Origin of the sequence: Flavonifractor sp. An52, assembly GCF_002159385.1 — a bacterium.
Classification (GTDB): domain Bacteria; phylum Bacillota; class Clostridia; order Oscillospirales; family Oscillospiraceae; genus Flavonifractor; species Flavonifractor avicola.
On the sequence record NZ_NFIB01000018.1, the window covers coordinates 40069 to 58828 of the forward strand.

Below are 18760 nucleotides of genomic sequence, written 5' to 3' on the forward strand. Positions count from 1 at the left end.
GCCTTCTTTTTGGGGGCCTGCCGGGGCGTCTCGGCCACCGGCATATGGGGGGCTCCCCCCGCCTGGCCGGCCTCCTCCCCGTTGGCGGCCTGGACATCGTGCTCCATGTCCTCCTCCAGCCCCTGGGGCCGCTCGGCCAGCAGGGAGTTGGTCAGGTTCTGGGCCTCCTGCAAGATGGCCTCATGGGGGTCCAGCAGCACGCCGTCGGCGTTGACTTCGCTCATCTTATCTCAGCCTCCCCATGATCTGCTCCACCAGGCGGTTGAGCAGCGTCTCGTCCACGGTGCAGGAGGAAAGGGCCGAGCTGCTCCCCCGCAGCTCCTCCAGCTCCTTCACGCCCCAGGCCACCCGCTTGATATTAATGAGGTCCAGAGGGCCGATGTTGTTGGAGCTGGACGACCCGCCCACCGCGCCGCAGCCCAGGGTGAGGGCGGGGAACAGGCAGGTGGTGGCCCCGATACCGCCCAGGGCGGAGGGGGTGTTCACCAGCACACGGCTGGCGGGGACAGCGGCGGCAAAGCGCTTGGCTACCTGTTCGTCCTCGGTGTGGATGGAGAAGGTGTGGCCCGCCCCCTCCCACTCCAGGATCTCGATGCAGCGGTTGAGCACCGCCTCCTCGTCGGGTTCCACAAAGCAGCCCAGAATGAGGCCCAGCTTCTCGCTGGAGTAGGGGTGGCCCTTACCCACTCCGGTCTCCCGGGCCACCAGCACCCGGGCGGAGGGGGGCACCCGGTTCAGGCCCGCCAGCTGGGCCACGGTGGCCACGCTCTTGCCCACGATGGCCGGGTTCATGGTGCCGTTGGGCCGGAGAATAAAGCGGGAGAGCTGCTTGGTCTCCTCCTCGTCCAGCAGATAGGCCCCCTGGGCACGGAGGGCGGCCTTTACCGCCGGTTCCATTCGCCGGGTCATGATAACGCTCTGCTCGCTGGCGCAGATGGTGCCATTGTCAAAGGTCTTGGAGTCCAGGATGCGCTTTACCGCCCGCTCCACATTGGCGGTGTGGTGGATATAGGCCGGGCCGTTGCCGGCGCCCACGCCGATGGCGGGGGTGCCGGAGGAGTAGGCCGCCTTCACCATGGCCGCACCGCCGGTGGCCAGGATCAGCCGGGTGGTGTCGTGGCGCATGAGGGCATTGGTGGCCTCGATGGTGGGGGTGGTAATGCAGGAGATGGCCCCCGCCGGAGCCCCCGCCTCCTCCGCCGCCCGGCGGATCACATTTACCGTCTCCTGGATGCAGTTGGCCGCGCCCGGATGGGGGGAAAACACGATGGGGTTGCCCGCCTTCATGCAGATCATGGCCTTGTAGATCACCGTGGAGGTGGGGTTGGTGGAGGGCACCAGGCCGGCCACCACACCTACCGGCACACCGATGTCCACCGTCCGGTGCTCCCTGTCCTCGGCCAGAATGCCGTGAGTCTTTTGGTCCCGGATGGCCTCGTACAAGGTCTCCGCTGCAAAGCGGTTCTTGATCTCCTTGTCCTCTTTTCGGCCGAAGCCGGTCTCCTCCACCGCCATGTCGGCCAGTCGTCTGGCGTGCTGGGCCCCGGCCCGGGAGATGGCCGCCGTAATGGCGTCCAGCTGCTGCTGGCTCATGACGGCCAGGGCCTTTTGGGCCTGCTTGGCCTGGGCCAGCAGGTCCCGGACCTCCTGAACCGATCTCAGATCTTTATCAAATTCCATAGGATCACACCTCCTTGGGATGGTCCGCCACCGCCTTTACCGCCTCGGCAAAGGCGGCTGCCGCCGCGTCGCAGGCGGACTGGGTGCCGGTGAGCAGGCCGCCGCCGAAGTTGGTCTCGCTGGGGGGCTCAAAGAGGGCCACCAGCTCCACATCGGAGGCCTTCATGGCCTCGTCCAGTCCCACCATAGCCTCCAGAGGCGGGGCGATGAGGTAGGCCAGGGCCTCCCCCTCCCGCACCCCGGCCACCTTGGACAGGTAGGTGCCGGTGCGGGAGACGGTGTGGGCAAAGTAGATGACGGAGTCATCCTGATTGGCGGAGCGGAACCCCGCCCCGCTGTTCATGAAGTCCACGCAGGCCCGCAGGCCGGACTGAACCTCCGCCGGGTTGGGCCCGGCCAGGATGCCGATGACCTCGCCGGCCAGGGCGGTGGAGGCATTGGCCGCACCGGCATATAGGGACTTGCCGTACACCACCTCCACCGCCGCCGCCTTGGTGGCCTCGTCCAGGGCGCAGTAGGTCATGTCGTCGCTGTCGGCGGTGATGAGGCCGATAGAGCGGTACTGTTTGGGCAGGCCCAGCTTTTTGGCCAAAGTCTCGCTGACGTTGGCAATGGTGCGGGTAGAGAGTACCTTGGCCGGGATCAGATCGCCTGTCATACCGTCACCCCTTCAAACTTTCCCCACGGGGCAGGCCCCGCGGGGACCCCAAGTGTATTTTCATCTGCTCGGGCGAAGTGAATTCGCTCGGCATCAAGGTTTTGCCTGGCGGCAAAACGCTTGTACGCGCTGACGCGCGCCCCGCCGTGCGGGGCCCCGTTGCCGCTGGTATCCTCAACGCAGGTCAATTCCACTCGCCTTCCTTTCCAGCATGGTCTTGATGAGTTCCGCAATGTGCGCCCCCGCCTCCACGGCGGTGGTGCCCCCCTTGTGGATGTTGGAGATCACCGTCCGCTTAGACTCGGGGATGCCGATGTGGGGCTTGTAGGTCAGGTAGGCCGACATGGATTCGGCGGTCACCAGGCCGGGCCGCTCCCCCACCAGCATACAGACCACTTCCGCGCCCGTCAGATCGCCGATGTGGTCAGAGGCGCCCACCCGGCAGTACTTCACATAGAGCACCGGGCCGCCCTCCAGGCCGTAGGCCTTCAGTCCCGCCCGCACTGCCTGGAGACAGTCCACGGCGTTGGCCTCGATGGCGGCGGAGCTGAGGCCGTCCCCCACCACCAGGGCAATTTTCGGGTTCTGCCCGAAGGTCTTTTTGATGATGGCCTGGTTTTCCTCGTCGAACCGGCGGCCCCGGTCGGGCCGGGTCAAATACTCGTCCTTGGTCTGGCACAGGGTCTGGACGGGCACAAAGCCGTTGTTCACCGCAAATTCGTCGGGTACATGGGAGAACACCGAGTCCTGAGCGGCGGCGTGGTCGGCCCGCATCCGCAGCATGGAGATGGTCCTGTATCGGGCCCCCGCCCGTCCCAGCCCCAGCCGGGCCGGGGTTTTTAACTTCAAATCCTGAAAGGCCTGGCCGCTGCGGGGGTTGTCCACCAGGTACTGCCGCCGCAGGTCGATCTGGGTGATATCCTCCAGGCAGCCCCCGCTCACGTCCTCCTGCCGGGAGGCGGGCCGGGTCGTGGTCACAGCGGCAGGCTTCCCCGCCAGCTCCAGCACCATCCGCTCCACCATGGAGCGCAGTTCTTTTTCATCCAAATTCAAAACCTCCTTACCCCAGCAGCACCGACGCGTCACCCGCCAGGGGGGTCAGCTTGCCGTTTTCCACAAAGCCCATGTCCTCCAGCCACCGCTGGAAGGGCGGGATGGCGGTGAGGCCAAACATCTCCCGCAGGGCGGCAGTTTCGTGGAAGCCGGTGGTCTGGTAGTTGAGCATCACGTCGTCCCCGTGGGGGATGCCCATAAAGTAGTTGCACCCGGCGGCGGTGAGCAGCACCGCCAGATCCTCGATGTCGTTCTGGTCGGCCTTCATGTGGTTGGTGTAGCAGGCGTCGCACCCCATAGGGATGCCGGTCAGCTTGCCCATGAAGTGGTCCTCCAATCCAGCCCGTATTACCTGCTTGGAATTATACAGATATTCCGGCCCGATGAAGCCCACCACCGTGTTCACCAGATAGGGCTGGAACCGCTTGGCAAAGCCATAGCACCGGGCCTCCATCACCACCTGATCCGCCCCGTGATGGGCCTCGGAGGACAACTCGGAGCCCTGGCCGGTCTCGAAGTACATCACGTTGGGCCCCACGGCGGTGCCCTCCTTCAGGGCCAGCTGCCGGGCCTCCTCAATGAGCTTGCCGTCCAGGCCGAAGGCCTCGTTGCCCTTCTGGGACCCGGCGATGGACTGGAAGATCAGGTCGCAGGGAGCCCCCTTGCGCACCGCCTCCATCTGGGTGGTGACGTGGGCCAGCACGCAGATCTGGGTGGGAATGTTCCAGCGGTTGCGCACCTCGTGGAACCGATCCAGCACCCGGCGCACACTTTCCACCGAATCGTCCACCGGGTTGAGGCCCAGCACCGCGTCACCCGCCCCGTAGGTCAGGCCCTCCAGCAGAGAGGCCAGGATGCCGTCGGGGTCGTCGGTGGGATGGTTGGGCTGGAGACGGCAGGACAGGGTGCCCGGCAGGCCGATGGTGGTGTTGCAGTGGGCGGTGACCTTGATCTTCTTGGCGGCGTAAATGAGATCCATGTTGCTCATCAGCTTGGCCACGGCGGCGATCATCTCGGCCGTCAGGCCACGGCTCACCCACCGGATGGCGTCGCCGTCGTGGTTTTCCGCCAATAACCACTCCCGCAGCTCGGCCACCGTCCAGTTCTTGATCTGGTCGTAGATCTTTTCGTTTACGTCGTCCTGAATGATCCGGGTGACCTCGTCCTCCTCATAGGGGACGGCAGGGTGGTTGCGCAGATCGGCCAGAGTCAGGTTGGCCACCACCACCTTGGCCGCCACCCGCTCCTCGGCGTTTTCGGCGGCAATGCCCGCCAGCCGGTCTCCCGACTTCTCTTCATTGGCTTTGGCCAGGGCGTCCTTGATCGATTTGAATTCATAGACGTGCCCCAGCAGCTTGGTCTTGAGTATCATGTGATCGCTCCTTTACGTCGCACTTCTCAAAAATGCAAGCATTTTTGAGAGGAGATGCAGCCCGCCGCGCGCATGATCTGTCCGCCTCAGGCGGCCAGATCCCACACTTGCGGTCTGAGAAGTGTTTTTTCTGAGGCTCATGTCCCCAGAAAAAACGGATTTTGACTTTATTTTGCCGCCTGCGGGCGACAAAACTCCGCCGAGGGCTTATCCCCATACAAGAAGTGTTTTTCGTTTTGCACAGGGATGCGCATGGTGCGTCCGATATCTATTTGTGAAATACAAGCGTCTTGATAACGATGGGTAATACCGCACCCCCGGCCACCGGGGCGCCGATGTCGATATAGTCCCCGTTGTCCATCTCCACTCCGTCCAGACAGAGCAGGGGGCCGGACAGCAGGGCAGCCATGGCCTGACCCAGCACCTTGGCCTGGTCGGCCTCCACCGTCACGATGGGGACAAAGCCCGCTTCCACCAGGGGGGCCAGGCCCTCCGCTACTCCCTGGGCCAGCTCCTGGATGCGGCTGTAAGAGGGATTGCTCTCCCCCCGCAGGGCCAGGGCCAGCTGCACCAGCCCTCCCTGGTCCTGGTACCAGCTCAGCTTGTCTTTGATCCTTCGGGCCAGTTCCTCCGGCCCTCCCCCCTCCTCCCGGTTCGCCAGCTTGAGGATGGGAATATTTTTCAAGGGAAAGGTGATGTCCCGGTAGAAGATGGTAGAGCCGGACAAATCGGTGGCGTGGCTCCCCGCCCCCACCACCGTGGCCCTTATAGTCTCCGCACCCCGGAACCGGCCCGCCTTCTGAAAGGCCGACGAGGCGACAATGGCTCTGCCCAGCAGCACACCTATATCTCCGAAGGCCAGCCAGTCCGGCGGCGGGTCGTAGATGCAATCGGCCACCCCGCCGGAGAAGGACACCACCGGCACCTCCTCCACCGTCCAGCGGGTGCCTTGGGTGAGAAAGGCGTCCAGCCTGTCCCGGCCGGGCCGCAGGCCCGCTGCCTGCTCTAACGCCTCCGCCATGATTTGAAGGGTGGGCTGTAAGCTCTCCGGCGTCACCCGATCACCCACCGCCGGGGCGGGACACCCCGCCCGTGCAAAGACCGGCGACACATAGGTGACCCGCCCGTCTCTGTCCAGCCTAATGAGCCGCCCGCCCACGTCCAGGCAGCCGGTGCGCACCAGCTCTCCATTTTGGTACAAAGCCAGGTTGGCGGTGCCGCCGCCGATATCAAAGTGTAATACCGTGGTGTGATGTTCCTTTGCGTATTCATCCGCCCCCGCCCCACGGGCCGCCAGGATGGACTCCAGGTCGGGTCCGGCGGTGGCCACCACGAAATCCCCGGCGAACTCCGACAGGGCGGAAAGCACCTCCTGGGCGTTCTCCTTTCGGGCGGTCTCCCCGGTGATGATGACCGCCCCGGTGTCCACCTGGGACTTATCAAAGCCCGACTTGCGGTACTCCTCTTCCACAATGGCCCGCACCCCGGCGGCGTCGATGACGGTATCGGACAAAAGCGGGGTAAAGTGGATGGCGGAGCGGTAAAGCACCTCCCGCCCGGCAATGGACACCCGGGGCACCGTGAAGGGGGTGGCCCGGTTCTCCAGGGTCAGCCGGGACAAAATCAGTTGGGTGGTGCTGGTTCCAATATCAATTCCAACGGATAGTAACTGCTCCCCCATTACGCCAGCTCCCGCAGAATGGCCTTGATGTCCTGGGGGGTGACAGGCCGGGGATTGGAGGGGGCGCACAGGTCCGCCAGGGCGGCAGCGGCGATCGCGTCTCCCTGGTCCCGTACCGTCTTTGCGTCCACTCCGCACTCCGACAGGCGGCCCGGCTGCTCCAGCCGCCCCCGCAGCCGCTCGATGGCAAAGGCCAAGCCTCTGGCCGTGGGCGTCAGGCCGCAGGCCTTTGCCAGGGCGGCGTACCGCTCCGCCGTCTCCCGCCGGGCGGCGTTGAAGCGGATCACATGGGGCAGCAGCATGGCGTTGAGCCGCCCGTGGGGGATGTGGAACCGCCCCCCCAGAGCGTGGGCCATGCTGTGACTCAGGCCCAGTCCGGCGGCATTAAAGGCCATTCCCGCCAGGTTGGAAGCCAGCAGCATATGCCCTTTGGCCTCCTGGTCCCCGTTAAAGGCGGCGGGCAGGCTCTTCCAGGCCAAAGCAAAGGCCTTTTCCGCCAGGGCGTCAGTATACACATTGGCCCCGGCGGCCACATAGGCCTCGGCGGCGTGGGTGAGCACGTCCATGCCGGTGTCCGCCGTCACCTTGGCGGGCACCCCAGCCAGAAAGACGGGGTCCAGCACCGCCCGGTGGGGCAGCAGGGCGTCGTCCACCAGGGGGTACTTCACTCCCTTCTGGCTGTCTGTGAGCACGGCGAAGGAGGTGACCTCCGAGCCGGTCCCGGCGGTGGTGGGCACCGCCCAAAAGGAAATCTCCCCGGTAGCCCCCAGCTTTTTGCCGTACTCCACCATAGCCTTGGCGCAGTCCAGGGCGGAGCCGCCCCCAAAGGCCACCACCGCCTGGGGCTTGAAGTCGGCCAGAGCCCTGGCTCCCCGGGCTACCACCTCCAGAGGCGGGTCGGGCACCACGCCGGTAAAGGTCTCCACGGTGCAGCCGGGCAGCCGGGCTTTCACTTTGTCCAGCAGGCCGGATTTGGCCAGAAAATCGTCGGTGACCACCATCACCCGCTGCCCGGCCAGCTCCTCCAGGGCAGCCAGGGCGTCCTTTCCAAAGGAGACGGCGGTTTTCAGCTTAAATGTTTCCATGCGCGTTCCCCTGTTTCTTCCTTGATGGCCTTAGTATGGCGGCGGCGGTCAGGAATATACCAAAAGCCTGCGAAAGAAAAGCTTCATCATTCCTTTAGAATCTGTTCACAGCCTGTTCACCATCCCTTGGCGAAAAACGGATATGATAACAGCGTCAGGTACAAATGACAAACCATTCTCCTCTCTCTTACCTCTCTGTTCAAAACAAGGAGACCCGCCCAACGGCGGGTCTCCTTGTTTTTTTGTGTTGGGTGTATGCAAACGTACAACAAATGCCCCTGTTTCACCATAGGTAAAAGGGAGGGTAGCCATATGTGGGATATGGATGGACAGGGCCAACAATTTTACCATCTGCTCCAGCTCTTTGCCGCCCAGCTGGAGCCCGCCCGGGCCATGGAGGTGGCCTGGGTCTATCCAGAATTTACGCCCGGCACGGTGTACCAGACGGGGGACTATGTCCGCCGGGGGTTCAATGCTGTGGGAGACCCCCAGCTCTACCAGGTGACCCTGGACCATCGCGCCAGCGCCGGTGTGGTGCCGGAGCGCACCCCGGAGCTCTATGAGCCAGTAGGTCTGGACAGCAGGGGCGTACCCCTGTGGAGCCGCCCGGCAGGCGACCGGGACGGTTATGCCATGGGGGACGTGGTGTCCTTCCGGGGGACCCGGTACCGATGTCTGGCAAACGCCTGCCTGTTGAGCCCGGAGGAAGCCCCGGACCTGTGGCAGGCTGCAGCCTGTGAAAACGCAGAAGAGCCGTCGGTCGATTGACCGGCGGCTCTTCCACGTTGTTCAGAGCGGATCTCTGTTGATGGCGTTTTACTTGCCGGACATACCGTTCTCGTAGGCCTGGATCATCTTCTTGACCATCTGGCCGCCCACGGAGCCGGCCTCACGGCTGGTCAGATCGCCGTTGTAGCCCTGCTTCAGGTTGACGCCCACCTCGGCGGCGGCCTCCATCTTGAACTTGTTCAGGGCCTCGCGAGCGCTGGAAACCACGGGCTGATTGCTGTTGCTGTTGGACATGATGTTGCATCTCCTTTGCAATCGTTTTGTTGGATCGGTGATCCGACCATAGCTTTGCCTCAGCCCGATTTTCTATGCGGATTTTTTCTTTCCAATCCATGGAGGCCAAAAATGATCCATTTTTGCACTTTTTTCTCTGCATAACAAAACAGGGGCGCGCTGCTGATGCAGCGCGCCCCTGTTGGCGTGAATGTTTACTTCTTCAGGTTCTGCGCAAAGTTGGTGAAGATCTGCGCCACTTCCGCGCGGGTGGCGGTGCCGGTGGGATCCAGAACGTTGCCGCCCTTGCCGGACAGCAGCTTGGAGCCTACCGACCACTCCATGGCCTCAGCGGCCCAGGAGGAGGTCTTGGCGCCGTCGGTGAAGGTGGTCAGATCGCCCTTGGCGGACACATCGTAGCCCTTGCTCTCAGCGTAGCGGTACAGGATGGTGGCCAGCTGCTCGCGGGTCACGGTGTCGTTGGGGGCAAACACGGTGTCGCTGTAGCCCTTGACGATGCCCTTGGAGGCAGCCCAGTTCACAGCGTCGGTATACCACACGCCGCTCTCCACGTCGGTGAAGGACAGGGTGGCATCAGCCTCAGGCTGACCCTCCAGCCTCCACAGCATGGTGACCACCATGGCACGGTTGGTGCTCATGAGAGGAGCAAAGGTGGTGGAAGCAGTGCCGGACATCAGCTTGCTGTCATAGGCATACTTCACCGCATTATAGAACCAGTCGTCGCCATATACATCATCAAACGGCAGGGTGCTGACCACAATATCCATGGTATCTTCAGACAGCATCTTGGAATAGATGGTGTTGGTGGCAAACAGATAGTCGTCCTGCTGGTGGGCACGGTTGACAATGGAGTTGGCGAAGATGGTAATATCCATTCCGTCCTGCTCCACCGCAATGGCCTCCACGCCGCCGTCGATGCTACCGCCGGCCATGCAGCCCACGATAAAGCTGTCCTTATCGGTGGCCTGGATCAGCACCTCAGCATTCTCAGGATAGGCAGTGAGAACGGTACAATCCAGCGTGTAAATCACGTCGTCACCATCCGCCTCCTGGCTGGCAGTGATGAGGCTGTCGGAGGGATAAGTGACATGATGGAGGGCCTCCATACCTCTGGAGTCAGCAGTAATTCCTGTCACCAGGTTCTCCTGAATGTAGGAGAGCGGCTCAGAACCGGTGGCAATATAGGGCGTACCGGCCTTGACCGCCGCAACGGCCTCAGCGCCATAGGCGCCGCTGTCCAGCGCCACCGAGCCAATGATGATATCCGCCTTGGCAGGATCATCCGTTACGGTGAAGCCCAGCTGCTTCACATAGGCCATCACATCGTAATTGGAGGTACCGTTGTTGTGGATGTTATCGTAGTTGATGAAGCCATAGCCATTGGCAAACCACTCGGTATAGTACCCAGAAGTCACCTTGTCGTCGCCGAAGTCGGCATAGCGGCCGGTGAGGAACAGGGTGGGCTTGCTGATCTGATGGGCCACAGGCATCTCATTGGTGCGGGTAGCCACCAGCGCATAGTCGGAGGATACCATATTATAGGAAGAAGCACTCACCACGAAATCGCCCTTGTAGTCGCCTTCGGTGATCATACCAACCGCCTTGCCGGCGTCCAGCAACGCGTTGACGGCCCGGACGGTCTCGTCACCGTTGTTGGACAGGATGACGATAGAACCGCTGCCGGTGACCTGACCGGAAGCGGTAACCTCAGTCAGTTCCTTCAGGGCACCGTCAAAGGCGCCGATGGTATCAATGGCAATGCAGTCAAAGCCGCGCATACTGGGGAAGCTGGCCACGGACTCAGAGTACAGGGAGGGGAAGCCGGAGGCAGATGCATCATAGCCCAGGTTGAGCACGCAGTTTGCGTAGTTGCGCTTGGCCTGGTACATATTGACCACCAGAGAACCGGCCTTGTAGGTCACACCGTCCACCGTCACGTCCTTGGTGAGGGTGGAGACCTTCACGCCGTTGCGCATGAGGAACTCCGCCATCTCATAGGCGTCAGCGGGATCGCGCTGGGACTCGGCGTCCACAGGCAGCACATAGTACTCGGGGAAGTACTTGTTGTTGCCCTCATAAGGAACGCGCCAGGTGTCGGGATCCAGCTGCTGGTTGCTCATATCCACATACCAGGGCTCCATCTCTTCCCGGTGATCCTCATTGTTGATGCCCCGGCGGAAGAACTCCAGCTGGGCCTTGTAGCAGGTATCCTTACAATCGGACAGGAACTGCCACAGACCGTAGGCGCCGCACTCCAGCAGACGGACGCTGGACTCGCCGCCGGAGGGAGTCTCAATGGTAAAGCCCATGGAGCCGCAGTTGAGCATGGCATAGCTGGGGGTGTAGTTGGTGCTCAGGTCATCCCAGGCATCCCAGCCGGTTTCAGCATCAAAGCTGTCGCGCAGGGGGGTGTAATAGGTCTGATACTTGGTCTCAAATTCGCCCGCGTGCTGGACAGACATGGTGGCCAGGGCGGCATTTCCGTAGGCCTCGGCGCCCAGCAGGAACTGCTCCACAAACAGGTCATACTCCAGGTTGGGCTCGTGAGGAGGCGTACAGGGCTCTACCAGGAACTGAGCGGTAAAGCCGTGGAACTCCACGAAGGCCACGGGATTCCACTCGCTGATGAGCTTGGCAATGTTCTGGGTCTCCACCTGAGTCTGGTTGGAGGCGTCCCGGTTCAGGTCAAAGCCGTTGCCGTTGGGACGGGTGTTGTAGGTACGGCCGTCAGGGTTCTCATCGGGAGTAACGATGATGATGAGGTTATCCAGGATCTCATCCACCTTCAGCTCCTTGTCCTCACTGAAGGTATAATACTCGCTGGCATCGGTGCGGCCGTCGTTGCCGTTACCGTTGATGGTGGTGGCGCTGATTTTCAGACCGTAGCCGGTGAAACCGTAGTCGGTATCGCCGTCATCGCTGGTGATCTCAAAGTCCACGATCTTGGGATCGTACTGGCTCTCATCCACAGTCTTACCACCGGTCAGACCAGTGATGGTATTCCAGGTGATGGTATCTTCGGTAGCCAGGGTACGCAGCAGATTGACATGGGCATCCACACCGCCGGCCTCGTCGGAGTGGACGTTGTTCATCATGATGGGGATGCGGTAGTCCTTGCCGCCTTCGATCTGGGCCAGCACCGCCTCGGGATCGGTCTGGGCCAGGGCGTTCATTTCCTTGAAATCGGCCACGGACTGGGCACTGTCGGACACCACGGCATACCACTGGTCATAGCCGTCGGTGCTTTTACCGAAGGACTGGACGTCGAAGTAGCGGCCATTGGCCTCAGCCAGCTTCTTGATCTCCATCAGCTCGTCGTACAGCTCGTCCTGGCGGACGTTGCTCTCATAGACGTTGATCTCCATGGGAGTGGTGGCCAGAACGGTATCGCCGGCCTTGGCGGACAGCTCGTAGTTGCCGATGAAGCCGGGCCACACGTTGCGGGCGTAGCGGAAGGTGTTGCTGCCGATGGCCTGGAGGGAGTTGGTCACCAGAGGCAGTTTGGGGTCGTTCATGTTGAAGAAGATGCCGTGGCTGAAGGTCATCTTTACAGTGGCGTAGCCGTCGGCCACGGTTACCGTGGGATCTTCCAGGGTGAAATAGGGGACGCCGTCAGCGCCATGCTGATTGATGGTGCCCCAGCTCATCCAGTTCTGCAGGTCATCGCCGGTGTAGATGTACGGGTAGAGCGCAGGGTCCTGCACATCCACATCGTCTCGCGTCAGGCTCCAGGTAATGCCTTTTGCCCAAGTATTCCACTGATCCGTTGTCCATTTGCTTTGCTCAGTGGAGACCGGAACCGTCAGGGTTGCATGAAACGTTTCCTCGCTCATATCCAGAGTGAGCAGGTCGTCGTCCAGCGCGAGTGTGGCTGTCCCCTGGTCAGCATCGGTTTTTACAGGTTCCTCAGCTGATACAGGCAGAATCGTCAGGGAGAAGAGCATGGATAATGCCAACAGCAATGCAAGAAAAGAATGGGAGCGTTTCTGATGTTGCCGCATCTATGATGCCTCCTTTTTTGAATCGATTGCCTTATTGCGCGGGTCCCGATACCGAATATTTATCAACTACCTCCGCGTCCTCCTTCCTCTTTTAAAAATTCGGTACCGTTCGAAAGCACTGCTTCGCGTGGATATATCCCCATATATCCCGCGTCAGTTCTTTCAGATATATTTAAAGTATACTATGGGTTCCAGAATACTACAATACGGATAAACTAGCCAAAGTTAAGCCCATCTAAATTGTGCATAACATCGAATAACTTGCTTTTTTTCTATATTTGGCAGCAGGAATCTCTTTTTACATCGTACTGCAAAACCATGCAATCCCCGCTTTCATTTTTCAGACTTCATGCACTTCTCCGAACCCCCACGGCAGACAAACAAAAAAAGACTTGAAACCGAAGTTTCAAGTCTTTTTGGTGGAGATAAGCGGGATCGAACCGCTGACCTCTTGAATGCCATTCAAGCGCTCTCCCAGCTGAGCTATACCCCCATATAACCGGAAACCCTTGATTTTACTGAGTTTCCGGGGTTTTGATTAAATTGTCATTTCCTCGCGTTGAGGGGTCGTCACATGCGGTTGCTGGCGCTCCCAGCTGAGCTATACCCCCATATTCACTTGGCGCCGGTCAGGTCGACCGAACGAATTGTATTTTAGCACGGGTCACCCGCTCTGTCAACTCTTTTTTTCATTTTTCTCAAAATTTTTTAGAAGCAGAATCCGGGCGCGCCATGACGGCGCGCCCGGATTTTCCTTATTCTTCCGTTGTCTTGTCCTCAGAGGGCTGATCCGGCTGGGACGGAGCGGAGGACTCCTCCTGGCTGCCCCACAGGGGAATGGCCTGGGTCTTCTCCTCCGGCTTGTTCTTCTCCTGCTCCCGCCGCTCGGCCTCGGCGTACTGGTCGGCCAGAGCAGGGTCCCGGCCCTCCAGAATGGCCACCATCTCGGCGCCGGTAATGGTCTCCTTCTCCAGCAGGTAAGCCACTACCTTGTCCATGTCCTCCCGGCTCTCGGAGAGGATCTCGGTGGCCTTCTTGTAGCAGGAGTCGATGATGCTGCGCACCGCCTGATCCATGGCCGCGGCGGTATCATCAGCACAGTCCAGGCCGTAGCCGCCGTCCAGATACTGGTTGCGGCGGGAGGCCAGAGCCATCATGCCGAACTCCTCACTCATACCGAACATGGCCACCATATTGCGGGCGATGCTGGTGGCATCCTGAATGTCCTGCGCGGCACCGTTGGTCATGGTGTGCATCACCAGCTCCTCGGCCACACGGCCGCCCATGGAGACGCAGATCTGGGCCAGCAGCTCGTCCTTGGTGTGGAGGTTCTTGTCCTCCTCCGGCAGGTGGAGGGTGTAGCCCAGAGCGCCCTGGGTGTGGGGAACGATGGTGATCTTCGTCACCGGCTCGGCGTGCTTCTGCCGGTAGGCCACCATGGCATGACCCACCTCGTGGTAGGCCACCAGCTTCTTCTCAAACTCGCTGAGGACGCTGCCCTTCTTCTCGGCGCCGGCAATGACCAGCTCGAAGGCAGTGAGCAGGTCCTGCTGGTTGACCGCCTTGCGGCCCAGACGGACCGCACGGAGGGCGGCCTCGTTGACCAGGTTGGCCAGGTCCGCACCCACGGCGCCGGCGGTGGCCAGAGCCACCTTCTTCAGATCCACATCCTCCGCCAGCTTGATCTTGCGGGTATGGACCTGGAGGGTAGCCAGACGGCCGGCCAGGTTTGGCCGGTCCACGGTAATGCGCCGGTCAAAGCGGCCGGGCCGCAGCAGGGCCTGGTCCAGCACCTCGGGCCGGTTGGTGGCGGCCAGCAGGATGACGCCCTTGGTGGGGTCGAAGCCGTCCATCTCGGCCAGCAGCTGGTTCAGGGTCTGCTCCCGCTCGTCATTGCCGCCCATGCGGTTATCGCGGGATTTACCGATGGTGTCGATCTCGTCGATGAACACGATACAGGGGGCCATCTTGTTGGCCTCCTTGAACAGGTCGCGGACACGGGCGGCACCCATACCCACGAACATCTCCACAAAGTCGGAGCCGGAGATGGAGAAGAAGGGCACGTTGGCCTCGCCGGCCACGGCCTTGGCCAGCAGGGTCTTACCGGTACCGGGAGGGCCCACCAGCAGAGCGCCCTTGGGCAGCTTGGCGCCGATCTCGGTATACTTCTGGGGGTTGTGGAGGAAGTCAATGATCTCCACCAGGGACTCCTTGGCCTCGTCCTGACCGGCCACGTCTTTAAAGGTGACACCGGTCTTTTTCTCCACATAGACCTTGGCGTTGGACTTGCCCAGATTGCCCAGGCCGCCGCCCATCTTGCCCGCCATGCTGCGGAACAGGAAGGAGAAGAGCAGCACCATGACCACCATGGGCAGCACCCAGGAGATGAGCATGGAGACGATGGGGTTAAGCTCCTCCACATACTCGGGGCCGAAGCTGGTGACGTCGTGCTCCTCCAGCAGGTCGATCAGCCCGTCGTCCCGCACCCCCGCCTGGGTGATGGGGGCACAGTAGTAGGTGGTTTTGGTCTTGTCCCACTGGGAGGGGGGCGGCACGGTGGTCTCCTCCTGCTCCCCGGTGAGGCCGGCGGCGGTGGCCGTCTTGGTGATGTTGCCGTTGGCGTCCACCGACACCCCGTCTTTTAAATAAATGGTGTACTTGTTGGACTCCATGAGCACGCCTGCCACGCAGTCCTCCTTGACCAACTCCCGGAAGGTGCCGTAGCTGATCTCCACCGAGTTGGCCTGGCGGAACATGGAGGTGGCATAGTTCACCAGCACCGTCAGCACCAGGGCCCACAGGATGATGGACACGATGGCGGTGATGTTGCGCTTGTTATTGCCTCCGCCCTTTCCGCGGTTGTTGTTCTGGTGATCGAAATTCAAGAGGATGCCTCCTTGAGTGCATTCATTCCTATCTGGAAAGTAATTATAGTTATAGCACACGCACCCTCAAAAAACAAGAAAGGGAAGGCCGAAAGCTGTAAACTTTCTATGAAACCAGCCGGGTTCAAAGGGGTAATTTTTATCTTTTTCTGCGGCAGGTCTTGTGGTATACTGGTAGCGATCAACAAGAAAGGCGGAACCAATTATGAAGGAGCGCAGACCGGCCCCTCAGGCCGAGGCAGACGGCATCATCGAGGGGCGCAACGCCGTCACTGAGGCCCTGCGGGCGGGCACGCCCATTGATAAAATTTTCCTGGCCCGGGGAGAGACCGACTCTGCCCTGGCCCACATCGCCGCCGCTGCCCGGGACAAGGGCATCGTGGTGGTGGAGTGCGACCGGAAGAAGCTGGACTTTATGAGCCGCACCCACTCCCACCAGGGTGTCATCGCCCAGGCCGCGGTGCGGGAGTATGCCAGCGTGGACGACATTCTGAACGCCGCCCGGGAGAAGGGGGAGCCCCCTCTCATCGTGGTGTGCGACGAGCTTTCCGACCCCCACAATCTGGGCGCGGTGATCCGCACCGCCGAGTGCGCCGGGGCCCACGGGGTCATCATCCCCAAGCGCCGTTCGGCGGGCCTGACGGCGGTGGTGGCCAAGACCTCCGCCGGTGCCGTGAGCCATATTCCGGTGGCCCGGGTGCCCAACCTGCCCGCCCTGCTCAAGGAGCTGAAGGACGAAGGGGTATGGGTGTTCGGCACCGCTGCCGACGGGGACCGGCTGCTCTACGACGCCGACCTGAAGGGCCCCGCCGCCATTGTCATCGGCAGCGAGGGGGACGGCATGGGCCGTCTGGTATCTGAGACCTGCGACTTCCTGGTCCGTATCCCCATGAAGGGCAAGCTCAACTCCCTCAACGCCAGCGCCGCCGCCGCCATTCTCCTCTATGAGGCCGTGCGGCAGCGGATGGGCTGACAACCACTGATCTTCAAAAAAAGGAGCACGTTCCCATGGCAAAAGACCGGGATGACGAACTGAATGAGGATCTGCCCGGCGGGGACGAGTTCTCCCTGGAATCCATTCTGGCGGAATTCGGCGGCGGGCAGAAAAAGAAAAAGCCGGATGAGGAGGATACCATACCCTTCCCGGTAGTACCCAAAAGCCAGCGTCCCTCCTCCCCCTCCAAAAAGCCGGGGCGGGTGCTCACCTTCCCCGACGGCGGTCAGGAGCAGACTCAGAAGGAACCCAAGGCCGCCGCCACCCGGCAGCCGCCGGTGGAGAAGGCCCCCCCGCCCAAGCCGGAACCCACCCCGCAAAAACCGTCCAAAGCCCCTCCGGTGGAGGACAATGTGCTGGACTTTCCGGAGGAGGCCGCCGGGCCGGAGGAAAGCCCCCTCACCCAGGGCATCAACCGACTGCTGAAAAAGGCGGACGACTACGCCGAGCATATGTTTGAAGAGGAGGGCATGGAGGACGACACGGCGGTACGCCGGGCGGAGGAATTTATCCCCGGCACCGACGAGGAGGAGGAGCCCTCCCCCCGCCGCCGGGAGCGCAAGCCTCGGAAGGAGCCCCCTCCCGCCCCCGATCTGCCCCCGGCGGATCTGGCCAAACGGTACGGCAAGGGTCTCAAGGGGATGCGGCTGAGGGCCACCCTGGTCCTCTTGCTGTTCCTGCCCGCCCTCTATCTGACCCTGGAGGTCTTTCCCCATCCCCAGGCCCTTACGCCTGAGCTGCGGGTGCTGGCCCTGGCCGGGGTCCAGGTGCTGGCCATGCTGCTGGGGCTGGATGTCCTCTTCCGGGGTCTGTTCGGCCTGCTGCGGCTGGAGTTCGGCATGGACACCCTGCTGCTCTTTGCCTCCGCCGCCACCCTGGCCGACGCCCTTACCATGTTCAAGCTGGACCCCCGGGAGGGCCAGATGCCCTACTGCGCCGCCATTGTGCTGGGCATCTCCCTGCTGCTGCGGGGCACCTACCGAAAGCGGCGGGGTCTGCGGCTGGCCTGTAAGACGGCGGCGGCCGCCTCCCACCCCTATCTGGTCACCCTGGATGAGGGCAAGTGGAACGGCCGGGACACCTACGCCAAGTGGTCGGGCGATCCGGTAGGCTTTGGCCGGCAGATGCAGGCCAGCGACGGCGCCCAGCGTATTTTCCGGCGGATCTGCCCCCTGCTGTTTATCGCCAGTATGCTGCTGAGCATCGTGGCCTCCATTGGCCGGGGCGCGCCGGAGCGGCTGCTGTGGTGCCTGTCCGCCACCCTCACCGCCTCCGCCTCCCTGTCGGGGGCCCTGTGCTTCGGGCAGCCCTGGCTTACCCTGTGCCAGCGGCTGAGCAAATCGGGGGCCGCCATCGCCGGCTGGGACGGCGTCACCGCCACCGGCGGCAGCGGCATTCTGGTCACCGATTTTGACCTGTTCCCCCCGGGCTGTGTCTCCCTCAACGGCATCAAGATCTTCGGCGACTTCCCGGCGGAAAAGGTGGTGGCCGATACCGCCACCCTCATCCGGGAATCGGGCTGCGGCCTGGACAAGCCCTTCCACGACCTGCTCCGGGCCCAGGGGGCCATCTACCGCCGGGTATCCAACTTCTTCTGTTATGAGGGCGGCCTGTCCGGCGTCATCCGCAACGAACAGGTACTGGTGGGCTCCGCCGACTTCATGCGGCTGATGGAGATCGCCCTGCCCCCGGGACTTCATGTGAAGAACGCCGTGTTCTGTGCCATCGACGGGGAGTTGGCAGGCATCTTCGCCCTCAACTACACCCTCCACGGCACGGTGGACCCGGCCCTCACCAGCCTGATCCGCAACCGGGTGTCCCCGGTGATGGCCACCCGGGACTTCAACCTGACCCCCGCCATGCTCCGCCAGCGGTTCAAGCTGCCGGTGGACCGGATGGAATACCCTGCCGCAGAGCGGCGGGTAGAGCTGTCCGACGAGGACCAGCTCCACAGCGACATTCTCACCGCCGTCCTCTGCCGGGAGGGCATCGGGCCCTACTCCGAGGCGGTGGTAGGCGCCGCCCGGCTCCGCCGGGCCGTCCGCACCTCGGCGGTGCTGGCCAGCCTGGGGGCGGTGGTAGGCCTGATTCTGGCCTTCTACCTCACCTTTGTGGGAGCCTACGCCTCCCTGTCGGCCTCCAACCTGCTGGTGTTCCTCATCATGTGGCTGGTGCCCACCCCCCTGATCTCGGGAATGGTCAACAAATATTAGTCAAAACCTCCGGCTAAGCCGGAGGCTTGAGTAGGCCCTAAAAGGGCCTGATACGGACGAAGCCCCTTAAGGGGCCCCGAAAGGTTTGCCGACTGCATTTCTTTCTCGGGCTTAC

Annotated in this window: 12 protein-coding genes and 1 tRNA gene; 3 read left to right on the plus strand and 10 right to left on the minus strand. The window is 62.2% G+C overall.

Features of this window, described 5'->3' with window-relative positions:
- Positions 1-225: 225 nt before the first annotated feature.
- From B5G06_RS08560 to B5G06_RS08590, 6 genes are all read right to left on the minus strand, one after another.
- A complete protein-coding gene (locus tag B5G06_RS08560; protein WP_087188662.1) occupies positions 226-1680 on the minus strand; it encodes an acetaldehyde dehydrogenase (acetylating) in 1455 nt (484 codons plus the stop codon).
- A gap of 4 nt (positions 1681-1684) precedes the next feature.
- Complete coding sequence (gene eutL, locus B5G06_RS08565) at positions 1685-2338, minus strand: ethanolamine utilization microcompartment protein EutL (protein WP_087188663.1); 654 nt, start codon at positions 2336-2338, stop codon at positions 1685-1687.
- Positions 2339-2512: 174 nt separating this feature from the next.
- The gene (eutC, locus tag B5G06_RS08575; RefSeq protein WP_087188665.1) at positions 2513-3385 is read right to left on the minus strand and encodes an ethanolamine ammonia-lyase subunit EutC; all 873 of its coding nucleotides are present in this window, start codon (positions 3383-3385) and stop codon (positions 2513-2515) included.
- Between the two features lie 13 nt (positions 3386-3398).
- On the minus strand, positions 3399-4763 hold the full coding sequence (locus tag B5G06_RS08580; protein WP_087188666.1) for an ethanolamine ammonia-lyase subunit EutB: 1365 nt from the start codon (positions 4761-4763) through the stop codon (positions 3399-3401).
- A 268-nt stretch (positions 4764-5031) separates the two neighbouring features.
- On the minus strand, positions 5032-6444 hold the full coding sequence (gene eutA, locus B5G06_RS08585; protein ID WP_087188667.1) for an ethanolamine ammonia-lyase reactivating factor EutA: 1413 nt from the start codon (positions 6442-6444) through the stop codon (positions 5032-5034).
- The gene (locus tag B5G06_RS08590; protein ID WP_087188668.1) at positions 6444-7529 is read right to left on the minus strand and encodes an iron-containing alcohol dehydrogenase; all 1086 of its coding nucleotides are present in this window, start codon (positions 7527-7529) and stop codon (positions 6444-6446) included. Before B5G06_RS08590 ends, eutA begins: the two co-directional genes overlap by 1 nt.
- A gap of 312 nt (positions 7530-7841) precedes the next feature.
- On the opposite strand from B5G06_RS08590, the gene B5G06_RS08595 reads away from it, so the two are divergent.
- Entirely contained in the window at positions 7842-8297 is a 456-nt protein-coding gene (locus B5G06_RS08595) for a hypothetical protein (RefSeq protein ID WP_087188669.1), read from the plus strand.
- Between the two features lie 48 nt (positions 8298-8345).
- On the opposite strand, the gene B5G06_RS08600 is transcribed toward B5G06_RS08595, so the two are convergent.
- The 4 genes from B5G06_RS08600 to ftsH form a co-directional block, all read right to left on the minus strand.
- Positions 8346-8552 carry an alpha/beta-type small acid-soluble spore protein gene (locus B5G06_RS08600; RefSeq protein ID WP_087188670.1) on the minus strand — a complete coding sequence of 69 codons (207 nt, stop codon included), beginning with the start codon at positions 8550-8552 and terminating at the stop codon, positions 8346-8348.
- 194 nt (positions 8553-8746) lie between these two features.
- Positions 8747-12553 (minus strand): S-layer homology domain-containing protein, encoded by a 3807-nt coding sequence (locus tag B5G06_RS08605; protein ID WP_087188671.1) that lies wholly within the window; start codon positions 12551-12553, stop codon positions 8747-8749.
- A gap of 417 nt (positions 12554-12970) precedes the next feature.
- Positions 12971-13046 (minus strand) — tRNA-Ala (locus B5G06_RS08610).
- A gap of 262 nt (positions 13047-13308) precedes the next feature.
- Positions 13309-15438, minus strand: coding sequence for an ATP-dependent zinc metalloprotease FtsH (gene ftsH / locus B5G06_RS08615; RefSeq protein WP_242955417.1), 2130 nt, complete (start codon positions 15436-15438; stop codon positions 13309-13311).
- Positions 15439-15643: 205 nt separating this feature from the next.
- On the opposite strand from ftsH, the gene rlmB reads away from it, so the two are divergent.
- Together rlmB and B5G06_RS08625 are read left to right on the plus strand one after the other, a co-directional pair.
- On the plus strand, positions 15644-16411 hold the full coding sequence (rlmB, locus tag B5G06_RS08620; protein ID WP_087188673.1) for a 23S rRNA (guanosine(2251)-2'-O)-methyltransferase RlmB: 768 nt from the start codon (positions 15644-15646) through the stop codon (positions 16409-16411).
- Positions 16412-16446: 35 nt separating this feature from the next.
- Positions 16447-18645, plus strand: a complete 2199-nt coding sequence (locus tag B5G06_RS08625) for a hypothetical protein (protein ID WP_087188674.1) — start codon at positions 16447-16449, stop codon at positions 18643-18645.
- Positions 18646-18760: the final 115 nt, after the last annotated feature.